Consider the following 16,975-nt stretch of genomic DNA (forward strand, 5'->3'; position numbering starts at 1 on the left):
GGTGCTCGGGCCTGGGAGGCCCCTCGCTGCTCGACCACCGGGGTGGGGAGGGGAGTCAGTGGGCGATGAAGACGTTCTTCTCCTCGGTGAACGCCGAGGTGGCGTCCGGACCGAGCTCGCGGCCGAGGCCGGACTGCTTGTAGCCGCCGAACGGGGTCCAGTAGCGGACCGCCGAGTGGGAGTTGACGCTGAGGTTGCCGCTCTCGACCGCGCGGGCCACGCGCAGCCCGCGTCCGAGGTCGCGGGTGAAGATCGAGCCGGACAGGCCGTACTCGGTGTCGTTGGCCAGGGCCACGGCCTCGGCCTCGTCGTCGAACGGCATGACGGCGACGACCGGGCCGAAGACCTCCTCGCGCCAGATGCGCGCCTGGGGGTCCTCGGTCGTGACCACGCTCGGCGGCACCCAGAAGCCGGGACCGCCCGGGGTGGAGCCCTCGAAGGCGACGTCGGCCTCGTCGAGGTAGCCGCGCACGGTGCCGAGCTGCTGGGCCGAGATGAGCGGGCCCATCTCGCTGCTCTCGTCGGTCGGGTCGAGCACCCGCATCCCCGTGACGGCCGGCTCCAGCTTGGACAGGAACTCGTCGTAGGCCGAGCGCTGCACCAGGATCCGCGACCGGGCGCAGCAGTCCTGGCCGGCGTTGTCGAACACGGCGTACGGCGCGCTGGCGGCGGCCGCGTCGATGTCGGCGTCGGCGAACACGATGTTGGAGCTCTTGCCGCCCAGCTCGAGGGTGACCCGCTTCACCTGGTCGGCGCAGCCGGCCATGATCCGCTTGCCCACGGCGGTGGAGCCGGTGAAGACGATCTTGCGCACCAGCGGGTGCGTGACGAAGCGCTCGCCGACGACCGAGCCCTTGCCGGGGATCACCGTGAGCACGTGCTCGGGCAGGCCCGCCTCCAGCGCGAGCTCACCCAGACGGATCGCGGTGAGGGGCGTGAGCTCGGCCGGCTTGAGGACCACGGTGTTGCCCGCCGCCAGCGCGGGCGCGAAGCCCCAACCCGCGATCGGCATCGGGAAGTTCCAGGGCACGATGACGCCCACGACGCCCAGGGGCTCGCGGAAGGTGACGTCGACCCCGCCGGGCACCGGGATCTGGCGGCCGAAGAGGCGCTCGGGGGCGGCGGAGTAGTAGTTGAGGCAGTCGCGGACGTTGCCGGCCTCCCAGCGGGCGTTGCCCCAGGTGTGACCGGCGTTGCGGACCTCGATCTCGGCGAGCTCCTCGACGTGGGCGTCGACGACGGAGGCGAAGCGGCGCAGCAGCGTCGCCCGTTCGCCGGGGGCGAGGTCGCGCCAGCCGCCGACGAACGCCGCGTGGGCGGCCTCGACGGCCGCGTCGGTCTCCTCGACGCTGGCCAGGTGGACGTCGGTCACCGCCTCGGTCGTGGCGGGGTTGATGACGGTGTAGGAGGACATCAGAGCCTTTCGAAGCCGCGGCGCAGCTCCCAGTCGGTGACGGCGGCGTTGAAGGAGGCCAGCTCCACGTCGGCCATGTTGGTGTAGTGCTCGACGACCTCGTCGCCGAACGCCGCCCGCGCGATCGCGGACGAGGCGAAGGCCTCGCGGGCGGCGGCCATCGTCGCGGGCACCTTGGGGCGACCGGACGTGTAGGCGTTGCCGGTGAGCGGCTCCTCCAGCTCGAGCCCGTGCTCGATGCCGTGCAGGCCGCCGGCGATCATCGCAGCCAGGGCGAGGTAGGGGTTGGCGTCGGCGCCGGGCACGCGGTTCTCCATGCGGGCGCCGGCGCCCCGGCCCACCAGCCGCAGCGCGCAGGTGCGGTTGTCCAGGCCCCACGCGATCGTCGTCGGCGCGAACGAGCCGTCGGCGAAGCGCTTGTAGGAGTTGATGTTGGGCGCGAACAGCAGCGTGAAGTCGGCGACGGTCGCCAGCACGCCCGCCACGAAGTGGTCGTAGAGCCTGGTGCGCTCGCCGGCGTCCTCGTCCCAGAACACCAGCGACCCGTCGGTGCCGCGCAACGAGAGGTGGATGTGGCACGAGCTGCCCTCGCGGGCGTCGTACTTGGCCATGAACGTGATCGCCTTGCCCTGCTGAGCGGCGATCTCCTTGGCGGCGTTCTTGTAGACCGCGTGGTTGTCGGCGGTCGTCATCGCGTCGGCGTAGAGGAACCCGATCTCGTGCTGGCCGAAGTTGCACTCGCCCTTGGCGCCCTCGACGTCGAGGCCGGCGGCGTACATGTGGTTGCGGATGGAGCGCAGCAGCGGCTCGGCGCGGGTGGTGCCGAGGATGGAGTAGTCGACGTTGTACTGGTTGACCGGCGTGAGGTCGCGGTAGCCGGAGTCCCAGGCCTGCTCGTAGGTCGTGTCGAACGCGATGAACTCCAGCTCGGTTCCGGCCAGCGCGGTCCAGCCCTGCTCGGCGCACCGGTCGAGCTGCTTGGCCAGGATCGTGCGCGGCGACTGCACGACGGGGGAGTGGTCGGGCCACACCAGGTCGCACTGCACCATCGCGGTGCCCTCGAGGTGCGTGAGCAGCCGGATCGTCTGCTCGTCCAGCACGAACTCCATGTCGCCGTAGCCCTTGTCCCACGACGACATCGCGTAGCCGTCGACGGTGTTCATGTCGACGTCGACCGACAGCAGGTAGTTGCAGCCCTCGGTGCCGTGGCCGACGACGTGGTCGGCGAAGTAGTGGCCATGCAGGCGCTTGCCCTGCAGCCGCCCCTGCATGTCGGTGAACGCGACGATCACGGTGTCGACCGCGCCGTCGCGGATGCGGTCGAGCAGGTGCTGCATGCTCAGGTGACGCTCGTTGCGCAGTTCCTTGCCGGTCATGGGGCTCCTATCCCAGGAGGCCGCGCAGGAGCGCGGCCGTGTCGTCGCAGTGGTGCTCCATGGCCCTGCGGGCCCGGTCGGGGCTGCCGGCGAGGATCGCCCGCACGACGGTGGCGTGCTGCCGGTCGGAGTGGGCGATGTTGGGCTCCAGCACCGGGATCGCCAGCAGCATCTCGTGGAGCGTCCCCTGCACCGACGTCACGGCCTCGATCAGCCGGGGCGACTCGCTCAGGGCGGCGATGGTCAGGTGGAAGCGGCTGTCGGCCTGCCGGTGGGAGGCCGCCTTGTCGGCGCCGGCCACCTCGGCGTGCGCCTGCTCCAGCCGCTCCCGTCGTACGGCGGTCAGCTCGAGCTGGGCGGCCAGGGCGGCCGCGCCCGGCTCCACCACCCGGCGGTACTCCAGCGCGTCCAGCCAGTCGGCGCGCTTGGCCTGCGGCACCCGGGCCGCGGCCCGACCCGAGGGCGTGCGCGGCTTGAGGGTGACCACCGTGCCGCCGCCGCGACCGCGCCTGGTCTGGACCAGCCCGGCCTCCCGCAGGGCGGCCATCGCCTCGCGCAGCGTGGCCCGCGAGACGTGCAGCCGCAGGGCCAGCTCGCGCTCGGGCGGCAGGGTCGAGCCGAGCGGGTAGACCCCGAGCCGGATGGCCGTCCCGAGCTGCTCCACGCACGCCTCGAAGGCGTGGTGGCCCCGCACCGGTCGGAGCACCGCCTCGGGCAGGTGCTGCGCGCGGGAGGCGGTCATGGCGACATCCTTCGGTCGAGCGGCGGCGGGTGTCAATCGGAACACGAGCCTAAGGTCTGAGTTCATACCAATTTAACGAGGAACCATTTACAGCCCGGAGCCCGCAGGTCTAGCGTCCCGTTCACGATCGCACTAACCACTCCGGAAGGCGCTCCATGTCTGACGACACCAAGCCGAAGAACGCTGACGAGGAGCTCCTCGCGAAGCTCGGGTACTCGCAGGAGCTGAACCGCAGCTGGTCCGGCTTCTCCAACTTCGCCATCTCGTTCTCGATCATCTCGATCCTGGCCGGGTGCTTCACCAACTACGCGGCCGGCTTCAACAACGGCGGCCCGATCTCGATCTCGTGGTCCTGGCCGATCCTCGGCATCCTGATCCTGATCATCGGGTTCACGATGTCCGAGCTGGTCTCGGCCTACCCGACGTCGGGTGGCATCTACTGGTGGGCGGCCAAGCTGGGCGGCGCCCGGGCCGGGTTCTTCACCGGCTGGCTGAACCTCATCGGGCTGATCGCCGTGACCGCGGGCGTCTCCTACGGCTGCGCGACGTTCATCGACCTGACCCTCGACACCGTCTCCGACGGATGGGCCGAGAGCTCCGGTCTCGGGACCATCTTCCTGATCTTCGTCGTCGTCCTGGTCCTGGCCTCGGTGCTCAACATCTTCAGCAGCCACCTGATGGCGGTGCTCAACAACATCTCGGTGTGGTGGCACGTCGCGGGCGCGCTGATCATCGTCGCGATCCTGGTGATCGTGCCCGACTCGCACCAGAGCCCGAGCTACGTCTTCACCGAGACCTTCAACAACTCCGGCTGGTTCGAGGGCAGCACGAGCGCGTTCGGCTTCTTCGCCGTCGTCATCCCCTTCGGCTTCCTGCTGACGCAGTACACGATCACCGGCTTCGACGCCTCGGCCCACCTCTCCGAGGAGACCGAGTCGGCGTCCAACGCCGCCGCCCGCGGCATCTGGCAGTCGATCCTCTACTCGGTGATCGGCGGCTACATCCTGCTGCTGGCCGTCACGTTCGCGATCCCCGACGGCGTCGACGGCAACCCCGCCAACGCGGAGGTCGGCCTGGGCGGCGTCGCCTACATCTTCAACACCGCGCTCGGCCAGAACTGGGCCGGACTGGTGCTGTTCATCTCCGCCGCCGCCCAGTTCTTCTGCGCCACCGCCTGCATGACGTCGGCGTCGCGGATGACGTTCGCCTTCGCCCGCGACAACGGCATCCCCGGGTCGAAGCGGTGGGCTGCCCTCAGCGCCAACAAGGTGCCGGCCAACGCGGTGATGTTCGTGGCGGTCACCGCCACGATCGTCACCCTGCCGGCGCTGAAGAGCATCAACGGCATCCCGACTGCATTCTTCGCCGTCACCTCGATCGCGGTCATCGGCCTCTACCTCGCCTTCGCGATCCCGATCTGGCTGCGCTGGCGCATCGGCGAGGACTTCGAGCTCGGCTCGTGGAACAACGGCGCCAAGTACAAGTGGATGAACATCCTGGCCGTGGTCGAGATCGTGGTGGTCTGCCTGTTCCTGATGCTGCCCACCGTCCCGGCGGGCGCGCCGTGGCGCGACGAGTTCACCTGGGCGAGCGTCAACTACGCCCCGATCGTCACCCTGGGCGCGCTCCTGGCCCTGGCGGTCTGGTGGAGCGTCTCGGCCAAGCACTGGTTCACCGGTCCGAAGATGACGATCGACAAGGCCGTCATCGAGGCCTTCGACGACTAGTGCCCCTGTCCCAGCTCGACAGCGACCTGGACCGCCTCGCCTGCCTGGCGGGGCGGTCCCGCCGTGTCACCGAGCTGCCTGGCGGGCTCACCAACCACAACGTGCGGGTGCGGACCGACGACGGCGGCGACTACGTCGTGCGGTGCTCGACCGAGGACGTGAGCCTGCTCGGCATCGACCGCGACGCGGAGCACCACAACACGCGACGGGCCGCGGAGGCCGGGGTGGGCGCCGGGGTCGTGGAGTACCGGCCGGACCTGCGGATGCTGGTCATCGAGCACCTTCCCGGCGACGTGCTCGACAACGCGGCGCTCGCCGACCCGGCCGTGCTGGGGCGCGCCGCCGACGCGGTGCGACGGCTGCACGCCGGGCCGCGCTTCGACGGTGACTTCGACATGTTCGCCCGCCAGGCGACGTACCTCGCGACGGTGAAGTCCGAGGGCTTCGCGCTGCCGGACGGCTACGACGACCTCGCCGACGCCTGGCACGACGTACGGCGTGCGCTCGCGGCCGCGCCGCGGCCGACCGTCCCGTGCAACAACGACCTGCTGGCCGCCAACTTCATCGACGACGGCGAGCGGGTGTGGCTCATCGACTACGAGTACTCCGGCAACAACGACGCCGCCTTCGAGCTGGGCAACACCGCCACCGAGTGCGACCTCACCCCGGAGCTCACCGAGGCGTGGACCGTGGCCTACTTCGGCGACCCGACCCCGGCCGACCTGGCGCGGGTGCGCGTCCAGGCGCTGTGCTCGGCCTACGGCTGGTCGCTGTGGGGCTTCATCCAGGCGGCGACCAGCACGCTCGACTTCGACTTCTACGCGTGGGGCGAGGAGCGGTTCGAGAGGGCCGCCGCCGGCCTGCGCGGACCCGACCTGTCCCGACTGCTCACGGAGACCACCGGTGGTTGACCTTCCCTCCCGCGCCCGCGTCGTCATCGTCGGGGGTGGCGTCATCGGCACCTCGGTGGCCTACCACCTGGCGAAGCTGGGCTGGACCGACGTGCTGCTGCTCGAGCAGGGGCACCTCTCGGGCGGCACGACGTGGCACGCGGCCGGCCTGGTCGGGCCGCTGCGGGCCTCGGAGAGCGGGACCCGGCTGGTGCAGTACTCCGCCGAGCTCTACGCCTCGCTCGAGGAGGAGACCGGCCTGGCCACGGGCTACCGCAACGTCGGCGGCGTCATCGTGGCGCGCACCGAGGACCGGATGACCCAGCTGCGGCGCACTGCGGCGAACGCCACGGCCTACGACATGGACTGCGAGCTGATCTCGCCCGAGCGCGCGCAGGAGCTGTGGCCGGCGATGCGCGTCGACGACCTGCTCGGCGCGATCTGGCTGCCCGGCGACGGCAAGGTCAACCCCACCGACGTGACGCAGGCGCTGGCCAAGGGCGCCCGGCAGCGCGGGGTCCGCATCGCCGAGCGCGTGCGCGTCACCGGCTTCGACGTCGTGGACGGTCCGCGCCGGCCGCGGGTCACCGGCGTGCGCACCGACCACGGCGACGTCGAGGCCGAGGTGGTCGTCAACTGCGGCGGCCAGTGGGCCAAGGCGCTGGGCGACCTCGCCGGGGTGACCGTGCCGCTGCACTCCGCGGAGCACTTCTACGTCGTGACCGAGGCGGTCGAGGGCTGTCACCCCGACCTGCCGATCATGCGCGACCCCGACGGCTGGACCTACTTCAAGGAGGAGGTCGGCGGGCTCGTGGTCGGCGGCTTCGAGCCGGAGGCCAAGCCGTGGCGGTCGCCGTCCGACCTGCCCTACCCCTTCGAGTTCCAGCTGCTGGAGGAGGACTGGGAGCACTTCTCGGTGCTGATGGACGAGGCGCTGGTGCGGGTGCCGGCGCTGGCCGACACCGGGATCCGCAAGTTCTACAACGGTCCGGAGTCGTTCACCCCCGACAACCAGTTCCTGCTGGGCGAGGCGCCCGAGGTCGCCGGGTTCTTCGTGGGCGCGGGCTTCAACTCGGTCGGCATCGCGTCGGCCGGCGGGGCCGGGCGGGCGCTGGCGGAGTGGATCGTCGAGGGCGAGCCGACCAGCGACCTGGTCGCGGTCGACGTACGCCGCTTCGCGCCGTTCCACGGCGACGAGGGCTGGCTGCGCTCGCGGGTCTCGGAGGTGCTCGGCCTGCACTACGCCGTGCCGTGGCCCAACCGCGAGCTCGAGTCGGGCCGCCCGCAGCGCACCTCGCCCCTGCACGACGTGCTGGCCGCGGCCGGGGCGGTCTTCGGGACCCGGATGGGCTGGGAGCGCCCGCTGGTCTTCGGCCCCCAGACGCTCGACTACGCGTGGGGCAGGCCGGACTGGCTCGACGCGTCGGCGGCCGAGCAGCGCGCGACGCGGACGTCGGTGGCGGTGTTCGACCAGACGTCGTTCAGCAAGTACGTCGTGGCGGGGCCGGGCGCGCTGGCCGCGCTGCAGTGGCTGTGCGCGGCCGACGTCGACGTGCCGGTGGGCGGCTGCGTCTACACGCCCCTGCTCAACCGGCGCGGGACCTACGAGGCCGACCTCACCGTCACGCGCACCGGCGAGTCGGACTTCCTGCTCGTGTCGAGCTCGGCGACCACGGTGCGCGACCTCGACTGGCTCCGCCGCCAGGCGCCGGACGGGCTGGAGGTGAGCGTCACCGACGTCACCGACGACCACGCCGTCCTGGGCGTCATGGGACCGTCCTCGCGCGACCTGCTCGCCGGCCTGTCGGAGGCGGACCTCTCCGAGGAGGGCTTCGCGTTCGCGACCAGCCGCGAGATCGATGTCGCCGGGGTGAGCCTGCGCGCGACCCGGATGACCTACGTCGGCGAGCTCGGCTGGGAGCTGATGGTGCCGGTCGCCGACGCCGTGGCCGTGCACGCGGCGCTGCGCGACGGCGGGGCCCTCGACGCGGGCTACTACGCGATCGAGTCGCTGCGCCTCGAGAAGGGCTACCGCGCCTTCGGGCGCGAGCTCACGCCCGACCTCACGCCCGTCGAGGCAGGCCTGGTCTTCGCCACCGCGCTCAAGGGCGACAAGGACTTCCTCGGGCGCGCCGCCCTGGAGGCCCACCGCGAGGCGCTGGCCGCCGGCGGGCCGCGCCGACGGGTGGTGTCGCTCGTGGTGGCCGACCCTGCGCCGATGCTCTGGGGTGGGGAGCTGGTGCTGCGCGACGGCACGCCGGTCGGCCAGGTGACGAGTGCCGCGTGGGCGCAGACCGTCGGGTCGAGCGTCGGGCTGGCCCTGCTGCGCCACGACGGCCCGGTGACCTCGGACTGGCTGGGGTCGGGGGAGTGGCGCGTCGACGTGGGCGGAGAGCTGACCGCCGTACGGCTGTCGCTGGCGGCGCCGCTGCGCTGACGCCGGGCCGGTGCCGGATCGTTACCGGTGCTTTGCCGCGTTCGGGACCGGGCGACGTGCCGGGGCCACTAGCCTTCCGCTGTGGATCCGGACCGACGTGCGTGACACGCCTGTGATGAGCCAGTGACGACCGCGGCCTCGCGCTACGTCCGCGAGCGCGTGCGCCGCTGGCGCAGCGGCTCGACGGAGGGACAGCGCGAGGTGCTGGCCGTCCTCATGGTCTGCGTCGTCGGGTCGTTCACGATCTCGGTCATCGACTACGACCTGGTGCCGTTCACGGCGTTCTTCGTCTGGCTCATCGTCGGGATGCTGCTCTTGCGCTTCTGGTTCCTGGCCGTGATGACGGGCTGGACGGCACTGGCCGCGGTGTCGGCGATGCTCATCGACGGACCCGTCACCGGGCCGCGAGGCGCTGCGCTGCTCACGCTGGGCGTCGCGGTGTCGCTGATCCTGTACCAGTCGAGCCGCCAACGCAGCGGGCTGCCGTCGCCGCTGAGCGAGGCCCTGCTGTCCGAGCTCAAGGAGCGGCTGCAGTCGCAGGGGGCGCTGCCCGCGCTGCCGCCGGGCTGGCACGCCGAGACCGCGATGATCGCCTCCGACGGGGTGGGCTACGCCGGCGACTTCCTGGTGGCCGACCTGGCCGACGGGGGGCGTCACTTCGAGCTGGTGCTCGTCGACGTGTGCGGCAAGGGGCTGGGCGCCGGCCCCCAGGCGCTGCAGTTCGCCGGGGCCCTGGGCGGGCTCATCGGGTCGCTGCCGCCGGCCGAGCTCATGCAGGCAGCCAACCGCTTCCTGCTGCGCCGCCATCTCGACGACTCCTTCGCCACGGCCGTCCACGTGGCCGTCGACCTCGACGAGGGCCGCTACTCCATCACCAGCGCCGGTCACCCGCCGGCGCTGCGCTGGGAGGCGGCCGCCGACGTGTGGCACATCGACAACGCGCGGGGCATGGCGATCGGCATCGAGCCCGACCCCGAGCTGACGGTCAGCGAGGGCGTCCTGGCCCCCGGCGACGCGCTGCTCTTCTACACCGACGGCGTGATCGAGACGCCCACGAGCGACCTGGACTCCGGCATCGACTGGCTGCGCGACATCGCCCGCGAGGCGATCCACCAGGGCCCCGTCGGCTCCGCGCACCGGATGGTCGCGCGCGTGGAGCGCGGCGACGACGACCGCGCGGTGCTCCTGCTCAGCCGGACCGGGGGCGCGAGTACAGCTCCCGGATGACCTCCTCGATGTCCGGCTCCTGGATGGACAGGTCCGCGACGTCGTACGACGAGGCGAGGGCCGCCACGATCGGGGCCGCGCTCGCGTCGGTGGGGAAGCTCAGCCACTGGCGGGGCCCCTCGACCCGCCGCGTCACCGCGCCGGGCACCTCGATCGGCGGCGCCTCGTCGACGAGGTCGACCACGACCGTGCGGTGCGAGCCGCCCTGCTCGTGCAGGCCGGCCAGCGTGCCGTCGTAGACCTGGGTGCCGTGGTCGATCACGATCACCCGGTCGCAGAGAGCCTCGATGTCCTGCAGGTCGTGGGTCGTGAGCATCAGCGTCGTCCCGCGGTCGCGGTTGAGCGCACGCAGGAACTCCCGCAGCCGCCCCTTGCTCACCACGTCCAGGCCGATGGTCGGCTCGTCGAGGTAGAGGATCTCGGGGTCGTGGAGCAGCGCGGCCACGATGTCGCCGCGCATCCGCTGGCCCAGGCTGAGCTGGCGCACCGGGGTGTCCAGGAGCGAGCCGAGGTCGAGCAGCTCGACGAACTCCGCGAGGTTGGCGCGGTGCCGCGCCGGGTCGGTGCGGTAGATCTTCTGCAGCAGGTCGAAGGAGTCGTGCAGGGGCAGGTCCCACCACAGGGAGGTGCGCTGACCGAAGACCACGCCGATGCGCCGGGCCAGGGCGGTGCGGTGGCGGCTCGGGTCGACCCCGGCCACCGAGATCCGCCCGCTGGTGGGCACCAGGATGCCGGTCAGCATCTTGACCGTCGTGGACTTCCCGGCGCCGTTGGGCCCGATGTAGCCCACCATCTCGCCCGCGTCGATGGCGAAGGTCAGGTCGCGCACGGCCTCGACCTCGGTGCGCTGCTTGCGGCGCTCGCCCTCGACGCGGCGGCGCACCGTGAAGGTACGGCGCAGGTCGGCGACCTCGATCAGCGACATGTCAGCTCCCGGTCGATCGGTAGTGGCGGACGCCGACGCGCCAGGCGAGGGCCCCGGCGGCGGCGAAGAGGAGGGCGGCGACGGGCGAGGCCAGCTGCAGCCAGTCGGGCAGGCCGAAGGGATCCTCGCGGCCCAGGATGTAGAGGCTGGGGTACCAGTTGACGAAGGCGATCGGCAGGACGAACGTCAGCGCCTTGACGACCTCCGCGGGGAACACCGACATCGGGAACTGCGTGACCTGGTTGCCGCCGTAGGTGAAGGCGTTGGCGAACTCCGTGGAGTCGGCGGTCCAGAACTGCACGCAGGCCAGCCCCACGAAGAGGCTGAAGAAGATCACCGAGCCGCTGGCGACCATCTCGACCGCGACCAGCGCCCGGGGCAGCGTCCAGTCGACGTACGCCGCCGCCCAGGCGAACACCAGCCCCGACTGCAGCACCCGGGCGAACCGGCGCGGGGCGAACTCGTCGGCGCAGACCTGCACCAGCAGCGGCACCGGCTTGGTCATCATGGTGTCCAGGCGGCCCATCCGGATCATCTGCCCGAGTCGCTCGACCCGCCCGACCAGCAGGTCCGCGAAGGCGATGCCGAGCCCGGTGGCGCCGTACAGGAAGCCGATCTCGGTGAGGCTGAAGCCGCCGAGGTCGTCGACGTTGCTCATCAGCACCCAGATGCCGACGAAGTCCAGCCCGGTCATCAGGAAGCTGCCGACCGCCATCATCCAGAACGACGCGGGGTAGGCCATCGAGGCGCGCACCCACAGCCCCGCGATGCGGCAGTAGTCGACGACGGCGTCAGCCACCCTGGACCACCACCCGGCGCTCGGCGCGGTGCAGGACGTAGGCGCAGGTGGCCAGCAGGACGATCGCCCAGCCGGCCATGAAGGCCAGGCCGCCGACAACCTCGAGGCCGGTGCGCTTGCCGAGCCAGATGTCGGCCGGCACCTGCAGGAAGGTCGCCCAGGGCAGCGCCATGGCCAGCTCGCGCAGGCCGTCGGGCAGGATCACCAGCGGCACGGTGAGCCCGCTGAAGAAGAGCGCCGCGAAGCCCAGCAGCATCCGGGGCCCGACGTCGTCGAGCAGCCAGAACGCCGCCAGCGACGCCAGCATCCGCAGCGCGAAGCTCACCGTCACCGCGATCGGGATCGCGGCCAGGAAGACCAGCCAGGTGAGCGCGTCGGCGGGGTAGTGCAGGTCGAAGAGCAGCCCGCCGACGAGCGTGGGGGCCAGGCCGCGGGTGAGCAGGTGGTACGCCGCGCGGCCGAGGTCGGCGGCGAGGTACCAGCCGAGGATCCCGACGGGCCGGTAGAGGTCGATCACCACGTCGCCCGTCCGGATCCGCTCCGCCAGGTCGTCGGGGGACCCGCCGCCCCACACCGCGACGGTCATGATCATCGCCTGGCCGAGCCAGACGTAGGTGACGGCGTCGCCGGCGTCGTACCCGCCGGCGTCGGGGTTGGCGCCCCACACCTCCAGGTAGACGAAGCACATGATCACGCCGAAGACGCAGTTGGTGAAGATGCCCGCGAGGGTGGCCCCGACGTAGGTGGAGTACCTCTTGAAGGCGCGCGTCGCGACGGCGACGTGCAGGGGCATGGGGGGAGTGTCCCACGCCGGCCGCCGTGGGGCGGGAGGCGGAATAGGGCGTGCCAGGATGTCGTTGGAGCAGGTGATGGATCGTTCAACTACCTCTGAGGAGATGGGCAGCATGCAGTTCGGCATCTTCACCGTCGGCGACGTCACCACCGACCCGACGACCGGGCGGACGCCGAGCGAGCACGAGCGGATCAAGGCCCAGGTCGAGATCGCGAAGAAGGCCGAGGAGGTCGGGCTCGACGTCGTCGCCGTCGGCCAGCACCACAACCCGCCGTTCGTGGCGTCGTCCCCGACGACGACCATGGCCTACATCGCCGCGCAGACCCAGCGGATCCTGCTGTCGACCTCGACGACGCTGATCACGACCACCGACCCGGTGCGCATCGCCGAGGACTACGGCACGCTGCAGCACCTCGCCGACGGCCGCATGGACCTGATGATGGGCCGTGGCAACACCGGCCCGGTCTACCCGTGGTTCGGCAAGGACATCCGCGAGGGCATCAACCTGGCGATCGAGAACTACGCGCTGCTGCACCGCCTGTGGCGCGAGGACGTCGTCGACTGGGAGGGCAGGTTCCGCACGCCGCTGCAGGGCTTCACCGCCACGCCGCGACCGCTCGACGGCGTACCGCCGTTCGTGTGGCACGGCTCGATCCGCAGCCCCGAGATCGCCGAGCAGGCGGCCTACTACGGTGACGGCTTCTTCCACAACCACATCTTCTGGCCGAGCTCCCACACGCGCCAGATGGTCGCGCTCTACCGGCGCCGCTTCGAGCACTACGGCCACGGCCGGGCCGACCAGGCGATCGTCGGGCTGGGCGGGCAGTTCTTCATGCGTCGCAACAGCCAGGACGCCGTGCGCGAGTTCCGTCCGTACTTCGACAACGCGCCGGTCTACGGCCACGGGCCCTCCCTTGAGGACTTCACCTCGCAGACGCCGCTGACCGTGGGCTCGCCGCAGGAGGTGCTGGAGCGCACGCTCGGCTTCCGCGAGTACGTCGGCGACTACCAGCGCCAGCTCTTCCTGGTCGACCACGCCGGGCTGCCGGTCAAGACCGTGCTGGAGCAGCTCGACCTGCTCGGCGAGATCCTGCCCGACCTGCGCGCGGGGATGGCCGAGGGCCGTCCCGCGCACGTGCCCGACGGCCCGACGCACGCCGGCCTGGTGGCCGCGCGCGACGCCGCCGTGGCCGCCGGGTCCGCCGTCCCCGAGACCGTCGAGGAGGTCTCGGCGTGACCCGGGTGCTCGCCGTCTCCGCCGGGCTGTCCGTGCCGTCCTCGACGCGGCTGCTCACCGAGCGGCTGGCCGACGCCGTGCGCGCCGACCTCGGCCCCGACGCCGAGGTGGAGCTCGTCGAGCTGCGCCCGCTGGCGCACGCGCTGGCCGACCACCTGCTGACGGGCTTCCCCGACGCCGAGCTCGAGGAGGTGCTGGAGAAGGTGCGGCTCGCCGACGGGCTGATCATGGTCACGCCGGTGTTCAGCGCGTCCTTCAGCGGCCTGTTCAAGACGTTCACCGACGTGATGGAGCCGGGGCTGCTGATCGGCAAGCCGGTCCTCATCGGCGCCACGGCCGGCACGTCGCGACACTCGCTGGTCCTCGACCACGCGCTGCGTCCGCTGTTCGCCTACCTGCGGGCCGTCGTCGTCCCGACCGGCGTCTTCGCCGCCACCGAGGACTTCGGCGACCACGGCCTGGAGCAGCGCGTCGAGCGCGCCGCCGGCGAGCTGGCCGCCCTGGTGGGCGGACGCCGCCCGCTCCACGTCGTACGCGACGAGTTCGCCGACCCCACCCCGTTCGCCGACCGGCTGCGCGGCCTCAGCACCTGAGGCCCCTCCCACGTGCGGTTTGGTCACAGACCGCACGTCTGAGGGCTCCGGACCTGCGGTTTGGCACCAAACCGCAGGGTCGAGGAGCCGCAGCCCCGGCGCTCAGTGCTGGTAGGTGCCGTGCAGGATCGCCCGGCCGGCGGTCTTGAAGGCGAGGTTGAACGACACCACGGCCGGGGAGGCGTCGGCGTCGGCGCCGAGCTGCTCCTCCTTGACCGCGTGCACGACGAAGAAGTAGCGGTGCACCTGGTCGCCCTGTGGCGGTGCCGCGCCCATGAAGCCGGCCTCGCCGCCGTCGTTGCGCACGTGGAAGGCGCCGCCGGGCAGCTCGTCCGCGGCCGCACCGGTGTCCAGCGACGTCACGTCGGCCGGCAGGTCCACCAGCACCCAGTGCCAGAAGCCGCTCGGGGTGGGCGCGTCGGGGTCGAAGCAGGTGACCGTGAAGCTCTTCGTGCCCTCCGGAGCGCCCTCCCACGACAGCTGCGGCGAGGTGTTGCCGAGGTCGGCGACCTGGTCGTCCTTCAGCGGCTGGCCGTCGGTGACGTCGGTGCTCGTCACCGAGAACGACGCAACGGTCGGGAGGAGGTCGTAGGGGTTCGGGCTGACGGGGCGCTCGAGGCTCATGCGTCAAACGTAGTCCGCGCCCTGAACCCTGGCCATCAGCCCGGAGCCGAGACCCGCGATGATGGTGGGATGGACGAGATCGCGACGTACCCCGTTGGCCTGCGCCTGACCGGCCGACGCGTCGTGGTCGTCGGGGGAGGCCATGTCGCGCAGCGTCGGGTGCCCCAGCTGCTGGCAGCCGGCGCCGACGTCCACGTCGTCTCCCCGGACGTGACGCCCGCCATCGAGGGCCTGGTCGGAGCCGGTGAGGCCACCTGGCACCGACGTGGGTTCGAGGAGTCCGACCTCGAGGACACCTGGTACGCGCTGGCTGTCACCGACGTCACCGAGGTCAACGAGCGGGTCTCCGCCGAGGCCGAGCGACGGCGGGTCTTCTGCGTGCGCGCCGACGACGCCACCGACGCCACCGCCTGGACCCCCGCCGTCGGCCGGGCCGCCGGCCTCACCGTCGCCGTGCTCGGCAACCGCGAGCCCCGGCTCTCGGCCTCGGTGCGCGACGAGATCCTGGTCGGGCTGCGGGAGGGCACGCTGGGCCGCCACCAGCGCGCCCATACGGCCGGCGTCACCCTGGTCGGCGGGGGCCCCGGTGACCCCGACCTGATCTCGGTTGCGGGACGCAAGGCCCTGATGGAGGCCGACGTCGTCGTCGCCGACCGGCTCGCCCCGCGCGAGCTGCTGGGGCAGCTGCCCGCCGACGTCGAGCTCGTGGACGTCGCCAAGCTGCCGCGCGGACGCTCCGCGCAGCAGGAGGAGATCAACCGCGTCATCGTCGAGCGCGCGCTCGAGGGCAGGCGGGTCGTGCGCTTCAAGGGCGGCGACAACTTCGTCTTCGGCCGCGGCTACGAGGAGGTCCTCGCGTGTCGCGAGGCCGGCGTGCCCGTCACGGTGATCCCCGGGCTCACGAGTCCCGTCGCCGTGCCCGCCGTCGCCGGCATCCCCGTGACCCACCGTGGGGTCGCGCACGAGTTCACCGTCATCTCCGGCCACCTGCCGCCGGGACACCCGGAGTCCCTCACCAACTGGGACGCGGTCTCCGCGCTGCGAGGCACCCTGGTGCTGATGATGGCCGTGGAGAACGCGCCGGTCATCGCCGACGTGCTCGTGGCGGGCGGGCGCGGCCCCGAGACCCCGGTCGCGGTGCTCTGCGACGGGACGATGCCGGGGGAGCGCACCGTGCTGGCCACGCTCGGCACCCTGCAGGCCGAGCTGGTCGCCCATGCGGTGCTCCCGCCCGCGATCATCGTGGTCGGCGACGTCGTCGCGGTGGCGCACCCCGAGCGCTTCGCGTGAGCGACGCCTGATGGCGGTCCTGGTCCCGATCGAGGACCCCGCCGACCCGCGCCTGGCCGACTACCGCGACCTGCGCGACGTCGAGCTGCGCAAGCACCTCGAGGGCGAGCACGGGCTCTTCCTCGCCGAGGGCGAGAAGGTCGTACGCCGCGCGGTCGAGGCCGGCCACGCGCCCCGCTCGTTCCTGATGGCGCCACGCTGGCTCGACGGCCTGGCCGACGTGCTCGACCGCTCCGACGCGCCCTGCTACGTCCTGGAGGAGCGGCTGGCCGAGCAGGTCACCGGCTTCCACGTCCACCGCGGCGCGCTCGCCTCGCTCCACCGACCGCCGCTGCGCTCGCTCGACGAGGTCCTCGACGGTGCCCGCTCCGTGCTGGTGCTGGAGGACCTCGTCGACCACACCAACGTCGGCGCGGTCTTCCGCAGCGGCGCCGCCCTGGGCTTCGACGCCGTGCTCCTCGCGCCCCGCTGCGCCGACCCGCTCTACCGGCGCTCGATCAAGGTCGGCATGGGGGCGGTGTTCACCATGGCGTGGACCCGCCTGCCCGACTGGCACGACGCGCTCCCGGACCTCTCGTCCCGCGGCTTCACCACGGTCGCCCTGACGCTGGCCGACGACGCGGTCGGCATCGAGGAGGCCGTCGCCGGGCTCGACCGGGTGGCGCTCGTCCTGGGCTCGGAGGGCCACGGGCTCTCCTCGCGCTGGGAGCAGTCGGCCGACCGGCGGGCGATCATCCCGATGGCCGAGGGCATCGACTCGCTCAACGTCGCCGCTGCGTCCGCCGTCGCCTGCTGGGTGACCGCGCGGCGCTGACCCCTGCGGTTTGGTCACAAACCGCAGGTTTCGACCGCCCGGACGTGCGGTTGGTGACCAAACGGCAGGGATCGGCCACCCGGGGCG

15 protein-coding genes are annotated in these 16,975 nt (G+C 72.0%); 8 read left to right on the top strand and 7 right to left on the bottom strand.

The window, feature by feature from the left end:
* Positions 1-55: 55 nt before the first annotated feature.
* Genes IRQ30_RS03110 through IRQ30_RS03120 form a run of 3 tightly spaced genes read right to left on the bottom strand, consistent with a single transcriptional unit; the run spans position 56 to position 3,532 of the window.
* Positions 56-1,414 carry an aldehyde dehydrogenase family protein gene (locus tag IRQ30_RS03110; protein WP_193611576.1) on the bottom strand — a complete coding sequence of 453 codons (1,359 nt, stop codon included), beginning with the start codon at positions 1,412-1,414 and terminating at the stop codon, positions 56-58.
* Positions 1,414-2,790 (bottom strand): glutamine synthetase family protein, encoded by a 1,377-nt coding sequence (locus IRQ30_RS03115; protein ID WP_193611577.1) that lies wholly within the window; start codon positions 2,788-2,790, stop codon positions 1,414-1,416. Before IRQ30_RS03115 ends, IRQ30_RS03110 begins: the two co-directional genes overlap by 1 nt.
* 7 nt (positions 2,791-2,797) lie before the next feature.
* Positions 2,798-3,532, bottom strand: coding sequence for a FadR/GntR family transcriptional regulator (locus IRQ30_RS03120; RefSeq protein ID WP_193611578.1), 735 nt, complete (start codon positions 3,530-3,532; stop codon positions 2,798-2,800).
* 155 nt (positions 3,533-3,687) lie between these two features.
* On the opposite strand from IRQ30_RS03120, the gene IRQ30_RS03125 reads away from it, so the two are divergent.
* From IRQ30_RS03125 to IRQ30_RS24055, 4 genes are all read left to right on the top strand, one after another.
* A complete protein-coding gene (locus tag IRQ30_RS03125) occupies positions 3,688-5,259 on the top strand; it encodes an amino acid permease (protein WP_193611579.1) in 1,572 nt (523 codons plus the stop codon).
* Entirely contained in the window at positions 5,259-6,170 is a 912-nt protein-coding gene (locus IRQ30_RS03130; RefSeq protein WP_193611580.1) for a phosphotransferase, read from the top strand. The genes IRQ30_RS03125 and IRQ30_RS03130 overlap by 1 nt, the downstream gene beginning before the upstream one ends.
* Positions 6,163-8,586 (top strand): FAD-dependent oxidoreductase, encoded by a 2,424-nt coding sequence (locus IRQ30_RS03135; protein WP_193611581.1) that lies wholly within the window; start codon positions 6,163-6,165, stop codon positions 8,584-8,586. Before IRQ30_RS03130 ends, IRQ30_RS03135 begins: the two co-directional genes overlap by 8 nt.
* A gap of 123 nt (positions 8,587-8,709) precedes the next feature.
* Complete coding sequence (locus tag IRQ30_RS24055; protein WP_193611582.1) at positions 8,710-9,813, top strand: SpoIIE family protein phosphatase; 1,104 nt, start codon at positions 8,710-8,712, stop codon at positions 9,811-9,813.
* Here IRQ30_RS24055 and IRQ30_RS03145 read toward each other — a convergent pair.
* From IRQ30_RS03145 to IRQ30_RS03155, 3 genes are read right to left on the bottom strand one after another with little or no spacing between them, the layout of a single operon-like run.
* The gene (locus tag IRQ30_RS03145; protein WP_193611583.1) at positions 9,776-10,738 is read right to left on the bottom strand and encodes an ABC transporter ATP-binding protein; all 963 of its coding nucleotides are present in this window, start codon (positions 10,736-10,738) and stop codon (positions 9,776-9,778) included. The two genes, IRQ30_RS24055 and IRQ30_RS03145, sit on opposite strands and share 38 nt — an antisense overlap.
* Position 10,739: 1 nt before the next feature.
* Entirely contained in the window at positions 10,740-11,537 is a 798-nt protein-coding gene (locus IRQ30_RS03150) for an ABC transporter permease (protein WP_338089541.1), read from the bottom strand.
* The gene (locus IRQ30_RS03155) at positions 11,530-12,330 is read right to left on the bottom strand and encodes an ABC transporter permease (RefSeq protein ID WP_193611584.1); all 801 of its coding nucleotides are present in this window, start codon (positions 12,328-12,330) and stop codon (positions 11,530-11,532) included. The genes IRQ30_RS03150 and IRQ30_RS03155 overlap by 8 nt, the downstream gene beginning before the upstream one ends.
* Positions 12,331-12,442: 112 nt before the next feature.
* Between IRQ30_RS03155 and IRQ30_RS03160 the strand changes: the two genes are divergently transcribed.
* On the top strand, positions 12,443-13,567 hold the full coding sequence (locus IRQ30_RS03160; RefSeq protein WP_193611585.1) for an LLM class flavin-dependent oxidoreductase: 1,125 nt from the start codon (positions 12,443-12,445) through the stop codon (positions 13,565-13,567).
* Positions 13,564-14,160: a CE1759 family FMN reductase gene (locus IRQ30_RS03165; protein ID WP_193611586.1), complete on the top strand. Its 597-nt coding sequence runs from the start codon at positions 13,564-13,566 to the stop codon at positions 14,158-14,160. The genes IRQ30_RS03160 and IRQ30_RS03165 overlap by 4 nt, the downstream gene beginning before the upstream one ends.
* Positions 14,161-14,262: 102 nt before the next feature.
* Here IRQ30_RS03165 and IRQ30_RS03170 read toward each other — a convergent pair whose 3' ends face one another.
* Positions 14,263-14,784 carry a YbhB/YbcL family Raf kinase inhibitor-like protein gene (locus tag IRQ30_RS03170; protein ID WP_193611587.1) on the bottom strand — a complete coding sequence of 174 codons (522 nt, stop codon included), beginning with the start codon at positions 14,782-14,784 and terminating at the stop codon, positions 14,263-14,265.
* 69 nt (positions 14,785-14,853) lie between these two features.
* On the opposite strand from IRQ30_RS03170, the gene cobA reads away from it, so the two are divergent.
* Positions 14,854-16,074, top strand: a complete 1,221-nt coding sequence (gene cobA / locus IRQ30_RS03175; protein ID WP_193611588.1) for a uroporphyrinogen-III C-methyltransferase — start codon at positions 14,854-14,856, stop codon at positions 16,072-16,074.
* Between the two features lie 10 nt (positions 16,075-16,084).
* Positions 16,085-16,888, top strand: coding sequence for a TrmH family RNA methyltransferase (locus IRQ30_RS03180; RefSeq protein ID WP_193611589.1), 804 nt, complete (start codon positions 16,085-16,087; stop codon positions 16,886-16,888).
* Positions 16,889-16,975: the final 87 nt, after the last annotated feature.

The sequence above is a fragment of the Nocardioides lijunqiniae genome (assembly GCF_015024225.1).
Lineage (GTDB): Bacteria > Actinomycetota > Actinomycetes > Propionibacteriales > Nocardioidaceae > Nocardioides > Nocardioides lijunqiniae.